The following is a 26,308-nucleotide window of genomic DNA, read 5'->3' as shown; positions in this document are numbered from 1 at the left end:
TCACACTTCCTGATTCATTTTTCTATTATCTATTATCATTTTTATTTCTTCATTAGTTAACATTGCTGCTCCTTTCAAAGAATTACATTCTTCGCATAGAATTTGTAAGTTATTTATATCATTGCCTCCTCTAAGGGAAACTGGATTTATATGATCTACTGTTAATTTTTCTAAATCCTTTTCCCCACACACAGAGCATTGAAAATTATCCTTTTCATATACTAACCTTTTTGTATCTTTATCTAACTGTATTCTTGGATTTTTCTTCTTCCTATTTTTTAATTTATTATATCTCGTTTTTACGTCTTTGTAGCTATTTTTTAATGCTTTATTTTGTTCTCTCAATCCAATCATTTGTTCCCAAAAATTTTTTTTATCCTCTGATTGTAAAAAGAGAATTTTTTCTTTAAATTTTATATTATTTTCTCTGAGAGTTTCATTCTCGTTGACTAAAGTTTTATTCTTTTCAATTAGTTCTTTATCTATTAATAACTTACGAGCTACTTTTTCTATTAAAAAATTATTATTTTTTAATAGTGAGTTATTATCAGTAAGAACATTCATCAAACTATTATTTTCAGGATTTTGATTACTAATATGCCCATATTGAATTGAGTTACCAAGATCTATTGTATGTTCGCCACTATTTTTTAAAATTTTAACATCCATTTTTTCACCAACATTTGAAGCACTTGAGTAAGAAATATAATATTATTATAAATATTCTTTCACTTCTTCTCTTTAATCTTAATTCAATTATTATTTAATTTCATATATAAATGTTTTGGTTTTAAAAATTCTGATAATGTTATTATAAAAATAAAATTTAATAAAAAAGTATTTATGAGTATATAAAATGAATTAAAATAAAATTTATAGTATGAATGAGTTAGATTATATCAAAATATAGTGAATAGATTTAGAATAATGGGGTGATATATTATTATTAATAATATTTTTTCACTATCTCATCATTTTATATTGGATTATCTTTTTTATAATATATTATTTTATAATATATTATTGAAAAATGAAATTTTAATATGGTTGATTATATGTAAATATAATTGGAGTTATAATTAAATGAAAGTATAGTTAGATACTTGTTATCTTAGTCTTTTAATGAATAAGATTAAATTAGATATTGTGTTTTGAATTTAACATAGTCTGTTATGTTTTTTTATTGGAATTTTTGAATTAGTTTATCATAACTTTGTTTTATAAGTTTAAATATATATTGGACTGGAATGTCCTCTCCATTTTCATTTTTAAATTTGTAATGAATATCATTATCCTCATTTTCTATTATTTCTAAAATATAGTTTATTTTGAAAAGTTTGAAAATAAATTATAAAAGGATTCATGATTTATTTTATGGTGTTAAAACTGCATATTCGCACATATCTGCGATTAATAGATCGTTATTTATGTCAAATATAAATTTATCAACCCATTTTTTCGTATACGACTTTTTGTCAATATTTTCATAAAACCATTTTTCAAAATTTTCAATTAGAAATTCTTCACTCTCGATAAATTCTGTGGATAATTCTTTTTTTATGGTTCTCCAGACCTGCTCAATAGGACTAAGCTTAGGAGAGTATGGTGGTAAATGTATAAGAGTTATATTAAGGTATTTACAGGTTTTTTTCAATATTTTAGCATGATGAACAGGATAATTGTCTAAAACAATGCCCATTTCAATTTCTTTTTTAAATAGGTTTTCTAGAGGTTTTAAAAGTTCTCTGTAGACTATTTCTAATATTTCTCCAAGCTTTTTTTTATTCTCTTTTTCATACTTTTTTGACATTTTAGGCTTTTCTACATAATTTTTTAAGTCTTTTATAATCATTTTTTTTGTTTTCATTGGAAAAACATGATTTAAAATAATATTCATTATTGTTTGATTAGTGGATTCGCTGTTTTCTAATTTTTCGATGATTGTGGTGATTTTTAATTGTTCATATGTTAGTATTTCATCTAATTTGTTTTTTAAGAAGCTGTTTGTGGAATTTATTTGAAAGAGTTCCATGAAAAATTTTATCATTTCTTTTTTTCGAGAGTTAGGTGGAAAGCTTATGTAAGATTTTCCATTTATCATTTGAACTCCTATTCCTGTTCTTGAAAACCTCATAGGGTTTTGATTAAGAATATTTTTTTCTTTTGTTTTACAAATCGTTCTGGGAGAATTAGAAAGATTTTGACATGCTACTTGATCTAAAATGCCTATTATGCAGTTGTCTAAATCATATTTTCTTAGTTTTTTTTAAAATAATCTCTGCATCTTCAGGCATTTTAGAATAGATTATATATCCTTTTTTATAAGAATATCCTAGTTTTTTCACGATTGCAGGTATTCTACTCATTGAATAATCAATATTGAATTCTTTTTTGATAATTTCATGAATTTTACGAGTGCTCAAGAAACTTTCATTGATCATTATTTCATCTAGTTTTTTAAACTCTTCTTCAGTTAATTTAGCTTTTCTCCCACCATTCTTGTATTTTGGATATAAATTTTCATATCCTCCCTCATTCCACTCATCTAACCATCTATGCCCAGTAGATAATGAAATTTCCATCAATTCTACTGCTTCATCAACGGTTTTTCCATTGTACAAAAATCGAATAAAAATCAATTTTTTTAAAACATCAGCTTCTTGCTGATGCCTACTAATAATTTTATTCAAACGACTTTTCTTAATACACATTTTAACTCTTTTTTGTATTTTATTTACCATAAAAATAATTTGTTTCACATTACTTTTAAACTTTTCGATTTAAACTATAGTTCAAGCTCTAATGTTGAAATAGTTTTATGATCCCTGAATATTGTTTTACCATCCTTCATTTCTTCATCAGGATTTTCAAGGAAATATTTCCAATCGTTTAAGCCACCTGCCATTTATATCTCCTTCACCTTTTTCAAGAACTTTTTCAAGTTGTTCAATTGACCCATATGTTTTTTCAAATTCTTTTATTAGGTCTTTTGCAGAGATTGTTCTTATCATTCTTATAGCTATCATAATAAATTCCTCAAATAATTTTTTAGGGTTTATTTTTTCATTTTCCTAACCTTGTAATTTAATGGATTCTTACTATGTCTTCGAATATATCAAAATCTTTGTCAAAACTAGCTATTTGTTTAATATTATTGTTTTGCATTACAATATGACTAAGATTATCAAAAAAACCAATACTATTAATTAATGTGTCTTCTAAAGCTTTTTCATAATATGTTATATCTTCGTAAACAATCATTTCTTTTAATTTTCTGTAAACTGTATTAATCATTTCATCATTTTGTTTTAGTTTTCTTAATACTGTTAATGTTTCGTATATAACCATTTCACTAATTATAGCTTGACTGTCTTCTATATTTTCCATAATTTTTAAAGCTTTTTCATGATTTTGTGCTGTTGGAACAAATAAATTAACTAATAAACTTGTTTCAAGGAATATCATATTAATACAGTCCTTTTTTCATGTGTATGTTTCCTAGTACTTCATCAACATCTATATTTTTATCTACTTTTACAATACCCGCCATGTCTTTTAAGCTTTTGTATGTTTTGGTTTTGGTTTTTGGTTCTGGTAGTTCGTCGCTGATTATTCTGGCTTTAACTTTTCTGTTTTTAGGTTCTGTATTTTCAAGTCCCTTATTTATAAAATCTATGATTACTTTATTTTGTGTTGTTCCTTTTTCAACTGCTATAGCTTTTATTTTTATTAATGTGTCTTTTGGTATTTGTATGCTTGTTTGTTTAATTTCTATCATATTTTTACACTCTATAATAATATAATCAATTTTACAAATATATATTTATACTTTTGGATATTTATACTTTTATACAAAAAATTAGGGACTGTCAATTTGTTAGTTGATACAATTTTTAAAATTGAATTTTAAGCTTGAATTTACAAATACTTGATTTTTAGAAGAGAAATTTTTCTTACCAACTAACATTTTGACAGTCTCAAAAATTAGGGACTGTCAATTTGTTAGTTGATACAATTTTTAAAATTGAATTTTAAGCTTGAATTTACAAATACTTGATTTTTAGAAGAGAAATTTTTCTTACCAACTAACATTTTGACAGTTCCGAAAATTAAATAACATGAAAAAATAATAAAAAGAAATACTTATTTTCGGAATCATTAAAAAAATATTAATCGATTAAGAATAAAAAAACTTTAATTAGTTAATAAATTACAAATATGAGTAAAAAAAATAAATAAATAGAGGAGAAAATAAATAAATCCTCCTAAAAAATGTTTAATCTTGCTTTTTTCTAATACTTATTCCAATTGTAGTTAATAACACTAATATGATAGCTATTATCGGCATTCCTGTATTTTTCATAGTAGCTGTAGCTACTGGATTGTTACTTGTTTTATTAGGATTATTAGTATCATTTTTGTTGTTTTGTATTTCAAATTCAGCTGAAACTGGATTAGCATTGTAGTTTTCATCATCAGATAGAACTGTAATCACATGATGACCATCACTTAGTTTACTGCTTGGTATATGGATTCTTCCAACACCAAAAACATCAGTAACGATATCTCCGATGTGTTTACCATCCAATTCAACATTAACTTTATAGTTTGGTATTGGATCGCCGTCTTCATCAGTCACTGTCACAATTACATCTACAGATCCATCAGAATTTTTAACTACAGTTGCATCAACGATAGCTTTACCTTTTACCACATTAAAAGTTGTAGTGTTGGTATAGCTAAAGTATTTATCGCTTCCTGCATAATTCAAAACAGCATTAACACTTCCAACATGAGTTGGTTTATAAGTAAGACTCCAACGACCACTATTATCAGTTTTTAAAGAATAAACTTTACCACCAACACTAACACTAACAACAGCATTAGCTACAACATTACCATTCTCATCAACAAGCACACCATCAATTGTTATGGTTTTACCCACATTAATAGTTCCCGGAACATTAATAGTTGAATTAACACCTAATTTAGTAACATTGAAAGTAGTAGAATTACTAAAAGCTGTATAATTTTCATTACCAGCAAAACTAACAACAATATCTAAAATACCAGTGACATTAGTAGTGTAATTCAAACTCCAACTACCATCAGGATTAACAGTTACATTCTCAAATAATACACCATCAATAGTAACATTAATCAAAGCATTAGCTACTGGATTACCATTCTCATCAACAAGTATTCCATCGATTGTTATGGTTTTACCCACTTTAACATTAGATGGAATGTTTATAGTTGAATTAACAGCTAATTTAGTAACATTGAAAGTAGTAGAATTACTAAAAGCTGTATAATTTTCATTACCAGCAAAACTAACAACAATATCTAAAATACCAGTGACATTAGTAGTGTAATTCAAACTCCAACTACCATCAGGATTAACAGTTACATTCTCAAATAGTGTACCATCAACAGTAACATTAATTCCATTAATTCCAGTATGATTAGCTAAAACACCACTAACAGTAACATTTTCACCAATCTTAACAGAATCAGGATTCACAACAATAGTTGAATTTGTATTAGCTTGTGTAGCACCGAAAGTTGTAATATTATATGCAGCATCTAAACTAGCATCTAAAATATTAGTACCTCCTTTTGGAACTGTAAACTCATAAACAAAACCATCAGCACGACTAACATTATAAGGCACACCATTTAAAGTACCATTAATAACAAAATCAGGCAAATTCCCAACATCAGTATTATCACGAGTAGTATTCAAGACCAACAGATAAAAACTAACAATATCACCAAAATGAACATCATCCAAACTACTAGAGTTAGTAATATTCAAAATATAATGATTATTAGTATCGATACCAAAAATCTTATTAGCTATATCGTCAACTCCCCACCAATTATAATCAAAACTACTATTATCATTATAACTAGTGATATTAACACCAACCAGAGATATAATACGATTATACTCAACAGTAACATTAACAAGAGAACCAGCAAATAATCCAGTAAAATTCAAACCAGCACCATTCTCAGCATAAATAGTATTACCACGAACAATAAAATCACTAACACCAATAACTGAACCAGTGCTGAAACCGAATCCATCACCACTTGTAGCATTAATAGTATTATTCAAAAACCTAATACCACTAAAAAAATTACCAGTAGGATAAACATACACAGCATAACTACCACCAGTAATATTATTCTCATTAAAGGTTATGTTGTTGTTGTTGCTGTATGCATACAGATAAACACCATATGTTCCTGTGATGTTGTTGTTAGTGAAGGTAAATTCTACGTTGTTGCCCCTGACTACAGTCAGATCAACACCTCTTGGTGTTCCTTTGATGTTGTTGTTAGTGAAGGTAAATTCTACGTTGTTGCCGTCGATTGTAGACAAATAAACACCATAGCTGGATGTTCCTGTGATGTTGTTGTTAGTGAAGGTAAATTGTGAGTTGATGCTGGTGAGTGAAACCAGATAAACACCATATGTTCCTGTGATGTTGTTGTTAGTGAAGGTTATATTGACGTTGTTGCTGCTGGATGCATACAGATAAACACCATATGTTCCTGTGATGTTGTTGTTAGTGAAGGTAAATTGTGAGTTGTTGTTGGATGGAGACAGATAAACACCATAGTTGGATGTTCCTGTGATGTTGTTGTTAGTCAAGGTAAATTGTGAGTTGATGCTGCTGGGTGTATACAGATAAACACCCTCGTATGTTCCTGTGACGTTGTTGTTGGTGAAGGTTATATTGACGTTGTTGCTGCTGGATGCATCCAGATAAACACCAGAGCCGGATGTTCCTGTGATGTTGTTGTTAGTCAAGGTAAATTGTGAGTTGATGCTGCTGGGTGTATACAGATAAACACCATAGTTGGATGTTCCTGTGATGTTGTTGTTGGTGAAGGTTATATTGGTGTTGTTGCTGCTGGATGCATACAGATAAACACCATAGTTGGATGTTCCTGTGATGTTGTTGTTTTCAAAAATCAAATCAAGAGAACAACCAACAGTATTAAAACGAACACCATTAGAATTACTCGCACCATTACCAGTTATATTGTTATTAATCAAAGAAACATCAATAACAGCTCTACTATTCGTTGGAGCATAAACATAAACAGCACCATAATTAGTATTAGCTATTGAAGAAACAATAACATTGTCCTCAATAGTTATATTATTTAAATCCCCACCAGAACTAGTCAAATTAATACTAACACCAGAAGTTGTAATATTATTACCGCTAATAGTTAAATCACTAGAATTTGAAGCTATAGCCGAAGTATAATCAACAATAGTTAAATTAATAATACGAACATTAGGAGCAGTAATATTAAACAAAATACCTGATCCAGAACCTGTTATTACAGGATTACCTTTACCTTGAATAGTAACATTACTACGAGTAACATTAATCGGACCTAAAATATTATTGTATGAAGCACTAGTAAGATTAATTTCTAAATCAGCATCATTATCAATATCAATAATACTCTGAAACTCCGCAGTAGTATTAGAACTAATAAACTCATGAGAACCAGCACTGACACCAGATACAGTAAAACAAACTAAAATAGCTAAAACAATTAAACTAAATGACATAAACCGTTTATTTTTTATAAACATTTTCATTTTCACCTCCTGATCCAATCAATCATAATAAAAAATAATATCATATAAAATATGATAGACAAGTTAGAAAATAGAGAATAATCACTCATAATCTAACAAGGATAATTATATCCTATACCATATATAAACCTTATTGAAAAAGAATATATATATATATATATATATCATAAACAAATAAATAAAAAACAATGAAAAGAACTTAAAATTAGTAAAAACATGGAAAAGGCTTCGAAAAATAATTAAAATTGAATTTTAAAAGGATATAACTCAAAAATACACTTCAAATAATGGTTTAAATACTGATAAAATCAATCTATGAACACATTACACTAATAATTAAAAATACATAACTAATTGTGAGTTTTATAAACTGGATAAAGCTATATAACTAAAATTATTATAAAATATATAAAAATATTAATATAAAAATGTACAAAGCTTTTTAAATTTAATTTAGTTGAATTTAATTTAGAAATTTCATGATTTATATTAATTCACTAAATAGCTAATTTTAAAGATATTCAAACACAATAGCAATCTTTATTATAATTTTGAAAAGTTTTTTCTACTATAGTTAGACACCTATTTTTTGGTAATATATTTAGCTACCCATTTTTCAATAAACGAGGGTTTGTCCACTAATTTTTCATATAATTTAAAAGTTTCCTCTTTTAAATATTGAATATTTTGAATGGGATTTCTATGTAATATGTTTTTAATAGATCTCTATAATTGTTCTATTGGATTTAAAAAAGGAGAGTATTTTGGCAAATATATCATTTATAATATATAAATATGTACCAAAAAATAGGTATCAGACTATATAATTACTCTTCAATAACTCTATGAAAAAAGATTATAATCGCATAGAATAAATAATATTATAAAAAATAGATATTAAGATAGGTGGTTAATATGAATAATAAAAATTATCAATTAACAGAAACATTACTTTATAAATGAATAGAAGGTGCTGTAACTGGACAGTTTTTAATAGATATTGGTAATGAAACATTATGGGCAAGCCAAAAGACTGTTGCAGAAATTTTTGGAACAATTTCTCCAAATATTAGTATGCATATGGCTAATATTTTTCAGGATGGGGAGTTGAAGGAAAATGAAGTTAGTATATCTTCTAAAAAACTATTTGAAGATCAAAATGAGTTTATTAAGAAATCCTTAATAAACTCTAAGAAAGGAGGTAGGCCTGAAAAATGGTATAATTTTGATGGAATCATATCAGTAGGGTATCGTGTCAACTCTAAACAATCAACTCAGTTTAGAATATGGTCTACTAATGTTTTAAAAGAATATATGATTAAAGGTTTTGTTTTAGATGATGAGCTATTAAAAAATGGGTCTCGTTTTGGTAAAGATTATTTTGATAACTAAACAAATAATATTATAGTAATGATTGTAATGTTTGTAAATTATTAATATTTTTATCTCTCTTAAAAATTGTTTAAATTGAATTTAAAGATAAAAAATTGAATATTATAATTTTATAAAATGATAAATTTTTCAATAATGACTATAATAACAGACAATATATCTAGTAATCCAAGTTGGTCTATAGCTATTTTTATTAATTAATAGTAAAAGCATTTAATAGAGAATATAAATATAAATATAGGAATAAATTATGATTAGCTACAATCAATTTAAAAATATTGTTGTAAACGAATTACAAAGAGATATTTCATCAAATAATGATCAAAACATAGCCATATCTTCTAAAAAAGATCAATCTCTTTTCATAGTGGCTGGACCAGGATCTGGAAAAACTACTGTCATGGTACTTAAAATATTGAAATTCATTTTTGTAGATGATGTCAATCCAAATGAGATAGTGGCTACTACTTTCACTAGAAAAGCAGCTAACGAGCTTCATTCAAGAATATTAAGTTGGGGAGATGACATCAAGAGACATCTTTCTAAAAATATCTCTGATGATGAAATTAAGAATAAAATCAATAGAATTGATTTCAATCAAATTATCACAGGGACTATTGATAGTATAGCTGAAGAAATACTCAGGATTTATCGAGAGCCTGGAACAAACTTACCAGTAGTTATTGAAGAGTTTGTAGCTAATGCAGCTATGATTAATTCAGGATTATTTAATAATGATTCTTATTTAGATAAAGATCTAAGAAAATATTTAGGGACACTAATTGGTGTTGAAGAAGTTAAAAATCCTTCTAAGATGAGTGACATTTTACTTGATATTAAAAACAGATTATATTATGACCAAGTCGATTTTTATGAATTGATGGCTAATGAAACAGTCCCTGGAGCCAAAAAAGCTTTAGATATAATAGCTAATTATATTAAAGAATTGAATAATAGAAACATAATCGACTTTCCAATGTTAGAATCAATATTCTTAAAAAAATTAAAATCAGAAAAATTAAATCTCTTTTTAGATGAAATTAAAGTTATATTAGTGGATGAATATCAAGACACCAATCTATTACAAGAGAAAATATATTTCACATTGGCTAAATCAGCTATAGCTAATGGAGGAAATATAACTGTGGTGGGTGATGATGATCAATCGCTTTACAGATTCAGAGGAGCTACCGTTGACTTATTCACTAATTTTTCAAAAAGAGCTAGGGAAAAATTAAATACTGAAGTTAAAGAGGTTAATTTATCCGTAAATTACCGTTCAACAGAACATATTATAGATTTATGTAATCATTTTGTAGAATTAGATGACATTTATCAATCTGCTCGTGTTAAAGAAAAGCCTAAAATAAAATATCCTAAATCAAATAAAGATATGAACTCACAAAATATAGGATTAAATAATACAAAACTCACAAAATCAACTAAAACAAAAAATACCCCACCAAATAATACAAAACTCACAAAAACAACTAAAACAAAAAATACCCCACCAAATAATACAAAACTCACAAAATCAACTAAAACAAAAAATACAGTACCAAATAATACAAAACTCACAAAACCAACTAAAACAAAAAATACAGTACCAACTAAAAGTATGATTCAAGAAAAAATTGAAGTAAACCAAAGCAATTTTCAAGAAGAACTTGGTGAAATAACTGTTCCAGTTTTAGGTATGTTTAGACAAAATCCAGAGATGTTGGCTAAAGATTTATCTATTTTAATCAAAGATTTAGTAGAAGGAAAAGAGATTAAAAAGAAAATAAAGCGAGTATTGAGACCTAATTCTAATATTAGTAATAATATGAATAATACTGGTCATGATAATTATAATATTAGTAATAATATGAATAATACTGGTCATGATAATTCTATATTAAATAAATATGCATCTAATAAAAAGGAATTTAAATCTAATGAAAATAGCTTTAAAAAAGAATTACTAAAAAATAATGAAATAAAATTTAGATTGGATGAAAAAAATGGTTCTCCTTCTGATATAGCTATTTTAACATATTCTCCAAAAGAATTATCCTATGGAAATCAGCTATTTCCACACTATCTTAGAAAGAATCTAGCTAAATTCAAAACTCAAATTGATGTATTCAATCCTCGTGGGCAAGATTTACAAACTTTAAAACCTGTAGCTATTTTTTGTGGTTTAATTTTAGAATGTATAGACCCTGAAGCTAAGTTTCAAAAATCTATTAAAAAGATTCCCAAGTTAGCTGAGAGAAATATGAATAAATGGAGACGAATAGCTAATGAATACATCGAACTTTCACCAGAACCACACCAACCCATTAGTTTAAAGGATTTTGTTGATAAATGGAGATCTAGAATTCCATATAATCATAAAAATTTACAAGGACATGAAATATGGCCAGAAACTGCAAGTTTAATAGAACTTGCTTATAAATTGATAACATGGATTGAAACATTACAAGAAGATGCTGAGGGAATAGTATATCTACAAGCTATTACTCAGACCATTACTCAAACTGGATTTTTTAATGAATTTTCAGGTAGTATCCACTTTGATGATGAACATATCTTAGAGAAGAAGTCTGTGTTGGAAGCTATTTGGAATATCTTTATTCCAATAGCTACTGGAGGAGTGACAATTGATGAAAATCTATTAGATACTTTGCCGAATAATAGAATAAATATTATGTCTATTCATCAATCCAAGGGATTAGAATTTCCTCTTGTGATTGTTGATGTAGGTTCACGATTTAATAAAAATAGAGTTAATACCTCTTTTTTACGGTTTCCTAAAGAAGGTGGTAAGTCAGCCAAGCTAGAAAATAAAATCAGAGCTTTTAGTGATCTTGGAATTGGTGAAAGAGAAGCAAGAGATAAAGCTTTTGATGATTTAACACGTTTATATTTCGTTGCATTTTCAAGAGCTAAAGATGTTTTATTACTGATAGGCCTAAATTCAACTATAGATGGATATATGGCTAATGATGAACACAAAAAAATACCTAACATTGCATTAGGGTGGAAAAGAGATGAAGTATTTGTAGGCTTCGATGAAATATTTTTAATTTAATGTTAGCTATTATTCATTAAAAAGAATATATTATTTTGTTAGTTATTGTTTTGAGACTATTAGCTATTGTTTATAAATTTAAGATAAAAAATAATTTAAAGTTATCTAAGTTCTCTAGAATTAGGTAATTTTTAATTGATATCTTTAAAAAAGTTAAAAAACTAAATGAAAATTACTAAACATCATAGTACTTTAATATTCAATAATGTTTAATTCTAATTCCTCTTTTTTAAAAAATTATAACTAATGAATAGAAAAATGAAACTAAATCATCTAAAAAAGATTTACCTAAATAAGTTTAACAAAATATTGTCTAAATAGTTAGATATTCAACAAAACATATTAAATAGAGTTAAATCCATAATAAAAATGGTGGAAAAATGAAATTATCTTCAAGATCAAAAGCATATATTATCCCAGAGTATAGTTTAACTGGAGATCTTATATCATTTTTAACATGTAATCTTCAATATAGATATCAAAACAAGGGAACTTTGCCCCCTTCAACACCTATCCAATTATGGTTTGGAGAATTTATTCACGGAGTCATGGAAGAAGCATATCTCAAATGGAAAAATGAAAAACCTAGTTTTCCATGGGATTGGGAAAGCAATATAAGATGTATTGAAAAGATAATTGATTATCGTCTTAGAGCCAGAGGATTATATGCACCAACCAATCTATATTGTACGAAATATAAAAAATATGAAAAATCTATTCCTCCTGGTAACGATCATCCTTATCAAAAAATAGCTAGTGGAAGAACTGAAAGAGCTATTAATATATTAGGACCTGACTTATTTCCATTGATCGATTCAGCAGAAGTATTAATAAAAGGCACTAGAAAAATGCCTAACTACAAAGAAGGACAGAGTAGATCAAACTACTATGGAATAAACGGAGTCATCGATGTTATAAGTTCATTGAAAATAAGTGAAAATAAAAACAATGGCATAATAGAATATTTAAATAACAATGAAGAATTTCATGAAATAGTTCACTCTATTGACAGTGATGAATATGAAATTATAATTGATTACAAAGGTATGAAAAGACCTTCTGTTGATTCAGATAATTGGAACTATCATCAATGGCAGCTATTAACCTATGCCTGGTTGAGATCCAAACAAGAAGATTCTAAACCAATAGCTGCAGGAATTATCTTTTATTTAAATGAATTGTTACCATCTACTGAGGATTTAATAGCTATTAAAGAAGACATAAATCAGAATAGAACAGATGTAGAAATTGGAAAAGAAGATGAAGATAAACTAATGAACTGGGATGAAAATAATGAAGAAGATAATTATGTTTATCTCTCCAAAGAGTTCATGAAAAATAGATCAATTAGAATAATACCAATAGAAGAAAAACCAATTCTAAATGCTCTTGAAGAATTTGATGAAGTAGTTTCAAAAATTGAGAATTCAATGATTAAAGAAATAAACGGCACACCCATTAAAAAAGCATGGAAAGGAAAAGCAGAGAAAAGAACATGTATGGCCTGTGATTTTAAAACTTTTTGTAATAAAATGGATTCAAAAGATATAACAATTCCTTAAAAACCATACTATTCAAAAATAGAAAATGAATAGTAAATTAAATAACAATATGCATCAATTTCTAAATTAATATAATATTCTAAATTAATATAATAATAAAATTTTTAATTTTATCATTCAATAACAATGTTGTAATAGAAACTATAAAATTTTTAATTTTATTATATAATTTATTCTAATAATGTTAATTTGTAATAAGTTTTATAAATGAATATCATAAATTATAACAATGATATCATAATATTTATAATAATAAACCACTAGATTAAATAGTAATGAGTAATTAATAATTAATTATAAATAAAACAATAGCTTAAAAATTAGTTTATAATTAATAAAAATATAGAAAAAAATGAATTTGGAAGGCAAAATATGAGTAAAATGGAAATCATATCATGGAATATTAATGGAATTAGAACCCGTTTTAAAAACAAAGAAATAGACCCAATATTCAGTGAAATCCCAGATATTATATTATTTCAAGAAACCAAAGCTAAATATGAACAATTAGATTCTAAATTAAAAAACATAGATGATTATTATTCCTATTTTTCTCCAGGACAAAGCACAAGAGCTGGAGGAATAGCTGCTTTTTCAAAGATAAAACCACAACTAGTTAAAAAATTCTTGGATAAACCAGATGATTCATTAAATGGGAGAGTTTTAAATTTCACTTTTGATGAATTTGTTTTACTACATATCTATGCTCCTTCAGGAACTGGAGCTAAAGTTAATTTAGAAAAAAAAATTAGTTTCTTTGATGAATTACTAAAAATAGCTAAAAAATTAGCTGATAAAAAAGTTATTGTTGCTGGTGATTTTAACATAGCTCACGGTGAAAAGGACATTAGCAATCCACAAGATAACCAAAAGTCTGTGAATTTTTTAGAGAAAGAAAGAGAAGTTCTGGATAAATTAGAAGAATTGGGGTATGTTGATTCTTATAGAAGTCTAAATACAGATAAAACAGAATATTCCTCATGGAAATCTGCAAAAGCTAAAGAAACCAATGAAGGTGCTAGACTAGATTATTTCTTTGTATCAAAAAATTTAAAAGAATCTATCAAAGAAGCCACCATAATGTCTGATATTGAAGGCTCAAAACACGCTCCAGTGAAAATCGTGTTAGATATTTAATTATAATAAATATAAAATCGTGTTAGATATTTAATTATAATAAATATAAAATCGTGCTAGATATTTAATTATAATAAATATAAAATCGTGCTAGATATTTAATTATAATAAATATAAAATCGTGCTAGATATTTAATTATAATAAATATAAAATCGTGGATATTTAATTATAATGATTATTGAAAATAAGTTCTCAAATATAATTTATAATATGAATAACATTTTTAAACTCAAATTATAGTAAATTAAAAATCACTGAAAATAAATTAAAAAATAATGGCTATTTTTTCTAATTCCAGTTGAAATAGCTGTTTCTTAACTTCTTCTGTTAAATAATTAGCTTCTTCATTTATATATTCTAAAAAAGTTGACTCAATATCATATTCTTCTGTATTAAAAACTGAGCAATCATAATAAATTGTACTGGATAATAGCTCTTTTATATCTTCATTTATATGTTTTATCTCTTCAATATATTCATCTATTTTATCTTCGATTGTTATTATTTCATGTAAAATGGGATCAATCCCTTTGATATCATAGGTATTTACTGAGGTATTTCTATTCTCATAAAATGAATTCAATATGTTTTTAAAATGATTGTCTGATATTTTTTTATCAAGAATAGCAATATTTCCCTGTATTTGATCATTATCCTCTTTTTTAAAAGAAAAATTAGAATACACTAACAATTCATGGAATAGCTCTTCAAAAGTTTCCTCAATATTCTTTTCTAGCAATTCTTTTTCTAAAAGATTTTCTTTATTACAATATGATAAAAACGAATTTAAAGATTGGATTCCTGATCTAAAATTTGAAATAATAGCTATATTTTTATTATTAACACTTTTTGAATAAGATATGGTTCCAATAACTTCTGAAAACAACAATTTAAAACATAAAGGCATCTCTTGGTCACAATTAAATATTTTATTTATAGAGATTCTCTTTTCTGCATTTTCATATTCAAACAAGTAAATAAAATATTCACTAGACACCATAACACCTTAAAATGAATGAATTAGAATGATAAGATTTTTTAATTTCATACTTCATTTTATTCAAGCTCTATTTTAATAAAATCAATTGATTTCTATTAACTCTTTTTAACAATGACAAATATATTGCCCATTATATTAAATAGTTTCTGTTTTTTAGATTTAAGGTAATCTTAATCCTCCTTTTAAAAGATTATTTTTAATTAATATAAATTAATCATAAAAAAGTATTAAATCGAAATATTTAAATATATAGATATTTATCTCTAATAATAAATTTATAATCAAATATGATTATTATTAAATCAATACAATACTAGATAATTAATTTTTATAAAATTTTGTTAAATTTCTATATATTTTAGATACATATATGGGGAAATGTATATGAATAGATGATATCTTAATAAAAATATTAATAAATACATTTAAATGAATTGAAATAGGCAATAATCTTGTGTTATATTTATACATTTTAAAATAAGGTTTCATTTTAGTAAGTAAATCTAGTTTAAAAGTTGGATTAGAATCTAATAAAATTAAAGATTTCATAAATATTAAACTTTGCATTCCTATTAATGAGTGAGCTATTGGTGAGTGAGTTTTATTGAATTCTTTCAATAGATTAGTAAGTTCTAAAAAACCGGCAAAAAATCTAAGTAAATATTGTTCTGTAAGATTATGAGATAAAGATTGAGAATCTATTGTGTGTCTATATCCAAAAAAATTATTTAATAAAATTATTTTATTACAATAAAAGTAGTATTTTAATGAGAAATATATATCTTCACTTAATATCTCCTCAGGAAACTTAATATTATTTTTTATTATTAATCGTTTCTTGAATATTTTATCCCATATCACTCCTAAGTTTGTAAACAATTCAGGGAATTCATCAACAGAATCAACAATCATAAAATCTTCATATTTATTAAAAAATGAGAGAGGTTTTTTTAATATAGAATTAGAACAATAATTATGTCTAGAAACAACAAGATCAGCATTATATGAAATTATCAAGGAATACAGTTTTTCACATATATTTGGATAATAATAATCATCATTATCTAAAAACATTATATATTCAGTTGTAGATGCTCTAATTCCAATGTTACGTGGATTAGAAGGAAGTCCACTGTTACTTTCCAAAAATATCGGTACAATATTCTCGTACTCATTTGCTAAATCATTAATAATGTCTTTTGTTCCATCATTAGAGCAGTCATCAACTAAAATAATCTCAATATTTTCAAACCCAAAGCTCTGATTAATAACTGAATCAATAGCATTATTCAAAGTTTTTTCTGCATTATATACTGGGACAATAACAGATATTTTATAACTTGATTCTTTCATTTTATCTTCTCTAAGACTAGTCTATGATCACATTTATAAAAATGACTTATGACAATCGTTAGTTGAGATAGAACATTATTATCATTAAGAATAACTTAACAAAAACATTATTATCATTAAGAATAACTTAACAAAAACATTATTATCATTAAGAATAACTTAACAAAAACATTATTATCATTAAGAATAACTTAACAAAAAACTATATCATTAATAATTTAAAAGAAATATTATTTTTATTAGGATTTAAGAATAATAGTAAAAAAGAAAAAGATTTTAATGTATTTACTTTCTATGAAATAGAATGATACTATTTAATAGATTATCTATATTATAGAAAGCAATAAGAAAAAATGAAAATGATTATTTATTTAAATAAATAATCAAGATAATAAAATAAAAATTTAAATTACTTTATTATACAATAGCTAATCTTCCAGCTGTTGTAATTTCAAGTAGTTCTTTATTTATTAAGCCCATATCTCTTAATTCACGAATATGGTTATAGGTCATTCCTCTACTGATACCTATTTTTGTTGATAGATCTTTGACTGTAGAACAACCTTCAATTAAACATCTTAAAATGTCAACTTTAGTGTTGGAAATTCCATATTTAAGAATTGGTAAATCAACAACTTCTTTTTTGAAGTAGTCAACAAAAATAATCCTATCTACGAATTGGTGTTTTGAATAAGCTCCAAATAGAGCTCCTAAAGCTTGAGGCCTTTCCCCCCCACTAATATTAACAACTATTCTATTACCAAATTTCTTTTCTTCTTCGATTTCAGTAGCTACTGCTGAAGCAATTTTAACTGAATCATTAGAATCGATTTCTTTAGATTTAATTTCAATGAATCTTCCAAATGCATTGGTCAAAGTTTCTTCACTTTGCTTAATGACTTCAGAAGCATTGTCTTCAGTTAAGAGTATAACTTTTTTAGGAGAAAATTTAGTTATGCAAATCATAACTGGTTCGACATCATAAATTGTAGATATAAGAGTAGTTTCCATTTAATCACCTAGTAATTTTGAATTTTTATATTTTTAGTTGTATTTTCTACTTGTATTTTTATTCAATTAATTATTAATATTAAGAAAAAATTCTTATATAAATAATTAGGACTTAGTATCACTTGAATACTATTTTTATGCAATGATTTCATATATAATCATTTCTGCATTTTATATAACTAACCAATCAACGAACATTTTATTAAATAATCAAAATTAGCGCAAAACACTTTTTATGGATTCTAGTATATAAAAATCGGTATTATTAAAAAATATAGCTTTGATAGCTATTCATAGCACCATTATTTTACTTATTAAATTACTTATTAAAGCACTGATTTTATAACAATTATAATCATGTTAGTATTACAAAATATTAAATTTATGTTAGTTTATTGATTATTATTAACTTCATAATATTAAAATACTACTTCATAATATTAAAATACTACTTCATAATATTAAAATACTACTTCATAATATTAAAATACTACTTCATAATATTAAAATACATTATGATAGTCAATTATATAATTATACTTATACATACTATAAATAGTTATCCTAATATAAATTTTTATATACATGTTGGAAACCATATAATAAAAAAATATTTCATTGAACTATAGTTACATCAAAAAAATGTACTCTATTTAATAACAAACGTTAAGTCGAATCATTAAAATAATATTCAATATTTTAATATTATATTTTAAGAGCTAATAGTTTTTTGATGACAATGCCTAATTTTATTGTACAAGATTGAAAGTCACTAAAATAATTGCATATTTATTTATCATATCTACATTTAATATGTTTAAACTAATATATAAACATTTCCATTGATAATAATTGTTAATATTGTTTTGAAAGTTTAAAACTTTAAATATATTAATTAACACAATGTGGTTTGGATTACTATTATAAATTAATATTAATATATTCTATGAGAATGAAAATAAGATAATCTATTATTCAAAATATTTTTTCTATAACCAAAAATTCTAATTCAGATGAAATAAATAATAAATATTATTACTAATGAATTATATAACATTAATGGAAATATAATTATAGTAATATGATTATAGAATTATAGGTAATATAAAATCAGCAGAACATCCTACAGCTACTAGTGAAAGACAGTTATTAATATTATAATTAAAATAAAGATAAATAATTAAGTATTGATTTATTTAGTAATAAAATAACTTAAAAGATGAAAATATATTATTCAATTAGATATTCAATTATTTTTGAGATGATAAATATGAATAAAAATGATGAAATTAATAACCTAAAGATGAATTATCATTTTTCAGAGGAACTAAAAAGAAATTTGGATTTAAAGTCACATCCAGTAGCTATTAAATTTATTTTACATAAAAAGGATATTCCTAAAAATATTAAAAAAATTAATCAAAAAATAAGACATTGCGAAATGGTTCAAAATGCATCGCAAGGAGATGAATTTTATAGTACATGTAATGAACAGCTATGTAAAGGAGGTTCAGCTGCATTAGGTCTTGAAAAACCTCCTAAAAATGTAACTACTGGAGAATTTTATCATGATTTAGGTCGATTTAAATCAGTGGGATCTGCAAAAAGAACTATGGATGAAATTCCAAAAATGGATTTAAATAGCTATGCAATATTATATTCTCCATTAGAAAAAGCTGATTTTACTCCAGATATCATAGTTATAATAGCTAATCCTAAACAAATAATGTTGTCATCTCAAGCTATTGTTTATAATTTAGGAGGTAAATTAGAATCTAGTTTTGCAGGAATTCAATCAGTTTGTGCAGATGCAGTAGCAGGACCTTTCATTAATAAAACACCCAATGTCACACTAGGTTGTAATGGATCTAGAAAATTTGGTAAAATTAAAGATGAAGAGTTAGTAATGGGTTTAAATGGTGAAAATATCGATTCTATAATAACTGCATTAAATAGCATGGAATCCTGAATCATCTTATTATGATTTGATGGAAAAAATATTGATTCTAAAAATAAGCAGATTTAGTATTTATAAATTCTAAAAATAACTGATAATCTTCATGATTATTGATATTTAAAAGTTCAAATTTATCTTTCTCTTTTATTCCATAAAATGTAAATCCATCCCTATGCATTTTTCTTAAAATAGGATTTAAATTATCATCTTGATTTTTAAGATATTTTAATAATTCTTCTCTATTAGCTATGAAAGGCATTCCGAGACCTTTTGCAGTTTTTAATAAGCCAATATCATTTCTTCTAAGAATTGAAATAGTTTTTTTAGGATTTTCAGAATTCAACATTTTGTTTACCATATTATTATAAGTTTCTGCACTTATAGTTGGTTGATCTCCAGCTATAGAGAAAATAAATTCACTTTTAGAATTTTTTATCCCATTATATAATGACTCTGATAACTCACAGGTAACTGCTCCATTATGGACTATTTTTAATCTATCATCATTTATATTGTATAAAGCTTCAGTTATTTCACAATCATCATGACTGACCACTACAATACATTCATCAATTTCTATATTTAGAATATTTTCTATTGTAAGTTCAATAATTGTTTTGCCTTTTGAATCAATTGGAAGAATTAATTTATTTAAAGAAGGAATATTTCTTTCTTTTTGATCATTTATCATTCTTGAACTTTTACCTGCTGCAGTTATAATAGCTGAAATTGAAACCATTTTTTTCTCCTAACTAAAAAATTATGAATATTACCCAATCAAAAGTTAACATATAGGGATATTATTTATTAATTAAAGATAATAAATTATATATCTAGAATATGAACGCTTAATAATTAATTGGGGACGAATTTAATTAATTTTGCATATATAACAGTTCCTGTTCCACTCCCTTCAGTCCACATAACAATTTTCACAGGATATTTCTCAGAGTTAGTGACATAAATTCCAGATCCTGGATTTACACCAAAATTAACAGCGTTAAAATCCCCATTCATTCCAGAAGGTAATGGAAAATCAGCAGATAATACTGCAGATCTTAAAGCTCTTGCTGCTGGGCAGACTCCATGGGATGCTGCACCTCCTGGAGCTTTTGGATCTATTGAGCTAGCGAAACCAACTACAGATTGTCCAGAACTTGAAGAGTTTGGAGGGATTATTGTCCCATTCCATGCTTTAGCAAATTGTTGAGCGTTAAATGCCCTATTTGCATCATTATATTGAGGATAAGAACCTAAATAGCTATAGCCTTCAGTATATTCTTCTTCAGTATAATTATGCATATATACTAGTATTGGAGAATTCAAGTTATGAACTGTTGTATAGTTGTAAATATCCTCACCAAAAATCTTTTTGATTTCATCAGGTTTAATTAAATTTCTACCATCTGAAAAATTAGATAAAGCATACTTTACTACCATGCTATCCCCAATTGTTGTTTTATTATACCATTCTTCTATTTCTTCAATTGATACATAATCATGAGGAATAGTATTGTTATTTATATTATTACTAGCTATAGTAGATATAGTTTTATTGTTCTCAACAAGATTTATTCCATCTTTAGATTTAACCAATAGTGTGTAAGGAGTCGTATGTCCCCATACAAAATTATCTGGTGATTTAACAGATAATTTCTGATTCTCAAAAACTAATACTCCTGGACCTTCAAAACCTTGAGCATCACCATCATCAGAAATGCCAGTTTCAGAAATTTTATAAACAGGTACAGATACAGTACCAGTTGTAATTGAAATAAAAGCATCTAACAATTTTAATCCTTTAATTTTATAAAAAAGGTAATTGAAATTTGTAGCAAGAGGATATTTCATAATTTTACCATCATCAATCACATGAGTACCTGGTAGAACTGTACTTCCAATAGGCACATCTGCTACATCTTTAATATTATTTGAATCATACTCAGAAGCACCAATAATTGAAAAAGATGCTAAAACAATGACAACAATTATTAACAATACTAAAATTTTAAACGATTTTCTTCTTGAATACCTCTCTAACATGTTAACCCTTACCCTATATACCCAATAGTCTATAAAATATGTTTTTTGTTCATTTCCAATTATATATTGATTAATATATTATTATATAATGATTATTATTTGATAATTACATGTTATTTAACTTCCAAAATATCTTTTGAATATTTTACCCCAGCTTCTCCGATTATTAATATTATATCATTCTTATTAGCTATTTTTAGTCCAAGTTCAATGCCCTTTTTTACCTGGTCAAAACTTGCTCCTAAGGTTCCTTTTTTACAATACTCAAAGTCTGAATCAATATATAAAACTTCTGTATTTATATGTTCTGAAAAATTATATGCTGAATTAGAAACTGGAATAACAATATCTCCATAGGATAATAGCTCAGCTATTTTTAAATCCCCTTCTTCACCACTTTCTGAAGATATAGTGTTTAAAATAATGAATTTAGCATCCCTGCCTCCATTAATGTCATTGGTAAATTTATTAATATCTTCCAAATTATAATCGTTGTTATACTTATTATCCTTAATATTAATATTCTCCCCATTATTATCGTTATTATATTTAATATCCTCAATCTCAATATTACTATCATTCTTAAGATTAGTATTATTCTTAAGATTAGTATTATTCTTAAGGTCTAAAACAGCTTGAATTATGGATTTAACACCAGAAGGATTATGAGCATAATCTAAAATGATCTTTGGTGAATCATTTAAGATCTCAAACCTTCCAGAAACTCCTCCAAATGTATTTATACCTTTAACAATATCTTCAAAATTAATTCCTGATACCCAAGCACCAGTAGCTGCTGCTAATGAATTATAAATATTAGCTATTCCCCCAGTTTTTAAAATAACTTTTCCTTCATTTTCAGCTATTTTCAGAGTGTATTGATAACTATCATCCTTAATAGATATATTTTTAGCTTCAACATCCAAAATAGGATTTTTAAATCCACAATGGCATTGATAATCTCCTAAATGACCCAAATAATATCTTGAATATTTTAAAACATCTCCACATAGATAACATGGTCTTGTTTCATTAAAATCATCTTTGTTTAAATTATTATTGACTGGAATGAGTAAGGGATCCGAATTAATTCCAAAGAAAATAACATCTTCTTTATTCTTGGATAAAGCTAAATAGCTAACTAGTGGATCATCAGCATTTAGAATCAATGTATCTGCAACTTCTAAAATCTCTTTTTTACAACTGATATAGCTCTCAAAGTCTCCATCTACCAAGTGATCCTTTGAAATATTAGTTATTATACCAATATTCACATCTGCACCAATAGCTGAATTTTTCACTTCACCTATATTTCCAAATGTTCCTATTTCAACAACCCCCACATCACCATCTAATCTTGATTGAAGTGAAGGTATTAACTCAGTATTTCCCTGAATATCAAGCATGTGCTCAGTTACCTTTAGTCCAGATACCGTGAATATATTTTTTAAAATATTAGTCGTTGTAGTTTTTCCATTAGTCCCCGTAATCCCAAGTACAAGTTTATCTGATTTGAAGTATTTTAATACTTCATCAACACTAAAAATTGGAACATCAACCAATGATTTTAAATAATTCTTAAGTTTTTTATTATTTAGTAAGCTAGGAGCTAGGAAGAATGAAGAAGCAGATTTTAGTAAATCTTCATTATGGCCTCCTAAATCGAGTGTAATGCCTTCTTCTTTAAAAATTCGATTTAAAGGAGTGTTTGGTGCTGAATCAGAAATTGTAACATCGACATTATTATTTTTCAAAACTCTAGCCATTAAACTTCCTACAGTTCCACAACCCCCAATAACTATAACATTTCCTGAAATAGCCCTGTAAAAACTTATAGCATCTTTAATATCTTTTTTTATATTATCATAAGCATTAACTACTCCCGGACCAATATGAATAATATTATCTCCATCAGTTGCGATTGATAATGCTTTAAAAATAGAATCAACAACATTTTCAGTCATATAAGATTCAATTTCTCCTGCACCTTTTAGAACTTCCAAGGATGCATTTGGATCTAATGTTTCAATTGTTTCATTTTTAGAACTAACTATTATAACATCTGAAAATTTGGATAAAACTTCTCCAATTTTAAATTTATTTCGTACTGTAAGAGTATCAGGATTATCTAAACTGATTACTAATCTACCTGAAATATCTAATCCTTCAAATAGCTTTTCCATACTTTCAGGATTATGAGCAGCATCCATAAAAATATTAATCCCTAAAGAATGATTATTCATTTTTAAAGAAGAATTACTTTTAGAAGATAAAGAAGAATCACTTTCAGAGGATAAAGAAGAACCACTTTTAGAAGATAAAGAAGAATCACTTTCAGAGGATAAAGAAGAACCACTTTTAGAAGATAAAGAAGAATTACTTTTAGAAGATAAAGAAGAATTACTTCCATGGAAAACAGTATTCTTTTCAGAAGTAGAAACACTCATAGGATTAACACAATCAATTTTTTCAAATCTTCCTTTAACACCTTTAAATGTAGACATTTTTTTAATGGAATCTTCTAAAGAACTTCCCAAAATCAAAGACATGATTAAAGTAGCTAAGGTATTTTCAACATTCAACAAGCCTGGAACTTCAATACTAATTTCTTTTTCAAATGGAGGAATGGTTTTTCTTTTAAAACTACCACATTTACAATTAATTTCATTACAATTAGAACAGACCAATGTTGGTAATTTACTAGAAACAATTGTGAAGTTAGAACCATTAAGACCATTTAATTCAATATTCTTAGCTATTATATCATACTCTACATCATTATTATAATAGCTATTTCCTTCAAATTCAATTTTTTGAGGATTTTTAAGGCCATAAACAATATAATCATGAGTAAATGTATTTAGTCTACCACTGACTATAGGGTCATCTCCGTTAACTATCATTAGACCATCCTTTTTAAGAAGTTTCTCAATAGCTATATTACGATCAATGTACTCTTCAAATGTCTTAAATTCATCCATATGATCAGGAGTTAAATTAGTTAAAACACCAGCATCAAGTTCCAATCCTTCAGCCATTCGTATAGTTCCATGTGGAAGTTCAAAAATAGCTAATTCTTTATCTTTATTTTCACCATTCACAATCATCTCAACTAAGCCTTCAATTACAAGAGAATCCTGAAGTGATGAAAATATCAAGGTATCAAAATTATCTTCAAGTGCAAAATTAATCATATTAGTTGTGGTAGTTTTACCATCAGTTCCAGCTATTCCTACCATAGGAATAGCTATTAATGAATTTAAAATTTTCCCTATATCTCTATTTTCAATTATACTTATTTTCTCTATTTTAGCTAACTCATGAATTTTTTTAATAAAATCATTTTCTGGAATGTTAGGAGAAATATAAATATTGTCCACATTAGTTAAGATATTTTCATCATGATATCCTAACTCAAAAGCTATTCCTCTTTTTTTAAGGATTTTTATCTTTCTCTTAGCCTTTTTAGGAAGATCATTAAAAGGATTAATATCTGTGACTATAACTTCATTATCTAAATAGTTTAAGAGATTTGCTACAGGTCGACCTGCATTTCCTGCACCAACAATGAGAATTTTTTTCCCTGAAATCACAATATCAACCTATTATTAAATATTTCTAATATTAAACAATTAGATAATTGTAAATAGCTATTATTCTAGATTATAAATTTTAAATCTAACTAAATCTGATTTAAATAAATTTTAAATCAAATCAGACATGAGCTAAATAAACTATTATATATTATAATATAGTACCTACTAATTTATAAAGTTTAAGGTTTTTTAAATAGAATTAGTATATTCTATTAATTGTGAAATATTTTAAACCAAATTAACAGATCAATTTTTATATTTAAATTAAAGTAGTTTGAGTTCTGATTAAAAGTCAGATTTTTTTCAAAATTTAATCTCTGGTCATGACTCGTTTTTAAAAAATTAAATTAAAAAAATTAAGAATAATACATATATTACTTTCAAATTCTTTAAAAAGTCATAAAATCTCATACAATATATAATATTTAATTTAAATAAAATCATAAAATCTCATACAATATATAATATTTAATTTAAATAAAATCATAAAATCTCATACAATATATAATATTTAATTTAAATAAATTTTATTAAAATAAGAACAATG

General features: G+C 25.8%; 18 protein-coding genes. 5 read left to right on the top strand and 13 right to left on the bottom strand.

Annotated elements, in window-relative coordinates; all coding sequences use genetic code 11:
• From MBCUT_RS10460 to MBCUT_RS00990, 7 genes are all read right to left on the bottom strand, one after another.
• On the bottom strand, positions 1 to 669 hold the full coding sequence (locus MBCUT_RS10460) for an HNH endonuclease (RefSeq protein WP_084270665.1): 669 nt from the start codon (positions 667 to 669) through the stop codon (positions 1 to 3).
• Between the two features lie 703 nt (positions 670 to 1,372).
• Positions 1,373 to 2,101, bottom strand: coding sequence for a transposase (locus tag MBCUT_RS10455; protein WP_169805345.1), 729 nt, complete (start codon positions 2,099 to 2,101; stop codon positions 1,373 to 1,375).
• 145 nt (positions 2,102 to 2,246) lie between these two features.
• A complete protein-coding gene (locus tag MBCUT_RS01005) occupies positions 2,247 to 2,711 on the bottom strand; it encodes a helix-turn-helix domain-containing protein (RefSeq protein ID WP_169805344.1) in 465 nt (154 codons plus the stop codon).
• A gap of 156 nt (positions 2,712 to 2,867) precedes the next feature.
• The gene (locus MBCUT_RS10690) at positions 2,868 to 3,011 is read right to left on the bottom strand and encodes a hypothetical protein (RefSeq protein WP_157082419.1); all 144 of its coding nucleotides are present in this window, start codon (positions 3,009 to 3,011) and stop codon (positions 2,868 to 2,870) included.
• A 73-nt stretch (positions 3,012 to 3,084) separates the two neighbouring features.
• Positions 3,085 to 3,465 carry a type II toxin-antitoxin system VapC family toxin gene (locus MBCUT_RS01000; RefSeq protein WP_067257645.1) on the bottom strand — a complete coding sequence of 127 codons (381 nt, stop codon included), beginning with the start codon at positions 3,463 to 3,465 and terminating at the stop codon, positions 3,085 to 3,087.
• 1 nt (position 3,466) lies between these two features.
• Positions 3,467 to 3,778 (bottom strand): hypothetical protein, encoded by a 312-nt coding sequence (locus MBCUT_RS00995; protein WP_067257642.1) that lies wholly within the window; start codon positions 3,776 to 3,778, stop codon positions 3,467 to 3,469.
• 498 nt (positions 3,779 to 4,276) lie between these two features.
• A complete protein-coding gene (locus tag MBCUT_RS00990) occupies positions 4,277 to 7,627 on the bottom strand; it encodes a beta strand repeat-containing protein (RefSeq protein WP_169805343.1) in 3,351 nt (1,116 codons plus the stop codon).
• A gap of 1,113 nt (positions 7,628 to 8,740) precedes the next feature.
• On the opposite strand from MBCUT_RS00990, the gene rhuM reads away from it, so the two are divergent.
• The 4 genes from rhuM (at position 8,741) to MBCUT_RS00970 (ending at position 14,800) form a co-directional block, all read left to right on the top strand.
• Positions 8,741 to 9,025, top strand: coding sequence for a RhuM family protein (gene rhuM, locus MBCUT_RS11490; protein ID WP_245634921.1), 285 nt, complete (start codon positions 8,741 to 8,743; stop codon positions 9,023 to 9,025).
• Between the two features lie 250 nt (positions 9,026 to 9,275).
• Positions 9,276 to 12,101 (top strand): DEAD/DEAH box helicase, encoded by a 2,826-nt coding sequence (locus tag MBCUT_RS00980; RefSeq protein ID WP_067257632.1) that lies wholly within the window; start codon positions 9,276 to 9,278, stop codon positions 12,099 to 12,101.
• 380 nt (positions 12,102 to 12,481) lie between these two features.
• A complete protein-coding gene (locus tag MBCUT_RS00975; RefSeq protein ID WP_067257629.1) occupies positions 12,482 to 13,663 on the top strand; it encodes a PD-(D/E)XK nuclease family protein in 1,182 nt (393 codons plus the stop codon).
• Between the two features lie 372 nt (positions 13,664 to 14,035).
• Complete coding sequence (locus MBCUT_RS00970) at positions 14,036 to 14,800, top strand: exodeoxyribonuclease III (protein ID WP_084270663.1); 765 nt, start codon at positions 14,036 to 14,038, stop codon at positions 14,798 to 14,800.
• A 266-nt stretch (positions 14,801 to 15,066) separates the two neighbouring features.
• Here the strand turns inward: MBCUT_RS00970 and MBCUT_RS00965 are convergent, their stop codons facing one another.
• The 3 genes from MBCUT_RS00965 to csa3 form a co-directional block, all read right to left on the bottom strand.
• Positions 15,067 to 15,798 (bottom strand): hypothetical protein, encoded by a 732-nt coding sequence (locus tag MBCUT_RS00965; protein WP_067257626.1) that lies wholly within the window; start codon positions 15,796 to 15,798, stop codon positions 15,067 to 15,069.
• Positions 15,799 to 16,122: 324 nt separating this feature from the next.
• Positions 16,123 to 17,154 (bottom strand): glycosyltransferase family 2 protein, encoded by a 1,032-nt coding sequence (locus tag MBCUT_RS00960; RefSeq protein ID WP_067257623.1) that lies wholly within the window; start codon positions 17,152 to 17,154, stop codon positions 16,123 to 16,125.
• 417 nt (positions 17,155 to 17,571) lie between these two features.
• On the bottom strand, positions 17,572 to 18,165 hold the full coding sequence (gene csa3, locus MBCUT_RS00955; protein ID WP_067257619.1) for a CRISPR-associated CARF protein Csa3: 594 nt from the start codon (positions 18,163 to 18,165) through the stop codon (positions 17,572 to 17,574).
• 1,270 nt (positions 18,166 to 19,435) lie between these two features.
• On the opposite strand from csa3, the gene MBCUT_RS00950 reads away from it, so the two are divergent.
• Entirely contained in the window at positions 19,436 to 20,134 is a 699-nt protein-coding gene (locus tag MBCUT_RS00950) for a DUF169 domain-containing protein (RefSeq protein WP_067257616.1), read from the top strand.
• 37 nt (positions 20,135 to 20,171) lie between these two features.
• Here MBCUT_RS00950 and MBCUT_RS00945 read toward each other — a convergent pair whose 3' ends face one another.
• The 3 genes from MBCUT_RS00945 to MBCUT_RS00935 all read right to left on the bottom strand — a co-directional run bounded on the left by MBCUT_RS00945 (position 20,172) and on the right by MBCUT_RS00935 (position 25,758).
• Positions 20,172 to 20,861, bottom strand: coding sequence for a nucleotidyltransferase family protein (locus tag MBCUT_RS00945; RefSeq protein WP_067257612.1), 690 nt, complete (start codon positions 20,859 to 20,861; stop codon positions 20,172 to 20,174).
• 116 nt (positions 20,862 to 20,977) lie between these two features.
• Complete coding sequence (locus tag MBCUT_RS00940) at positions 20,978 to 22,165, bottom strand: hypothetical protein (RefSeq protein ID WP_067257609.1); 1,188 nt, start codon at positions 22,163 to 22,165, stop codon at positions 20,978 to 20,980.
• Between the two features lie 113 nt (positions 22,166 to 22,278).
• Positions 22,279 to 25,758 (bottom strand): Mur ligase family protein, encoded by a 3,480-nt coding sequence (locus MBCUT_RS00935; RefSeq protein ID WP_067257606.1) that lies wholly within the window; start codon positions 25,756 to 25,758, stop codon positions 22,279 to 22,281.
• Positions 25,759 to 26,308: the final 550 nt, after the last annotated feature.

It is taken from the genome of Methanobrevibacter cuticularis (genome assembly GCF_001639285.1).
Classification (GTDB): Archaea; Methanobacteriota; Methanobacteria; order Methanobacteriales; family Methanobacteriaceae; genus Methanobaculum; species Methanobaculum cuticulare.
Note: the sequence above shows the minus strand (reverse complement) of the source record. Positions and strands in the feature narration are given on the sequence as shown.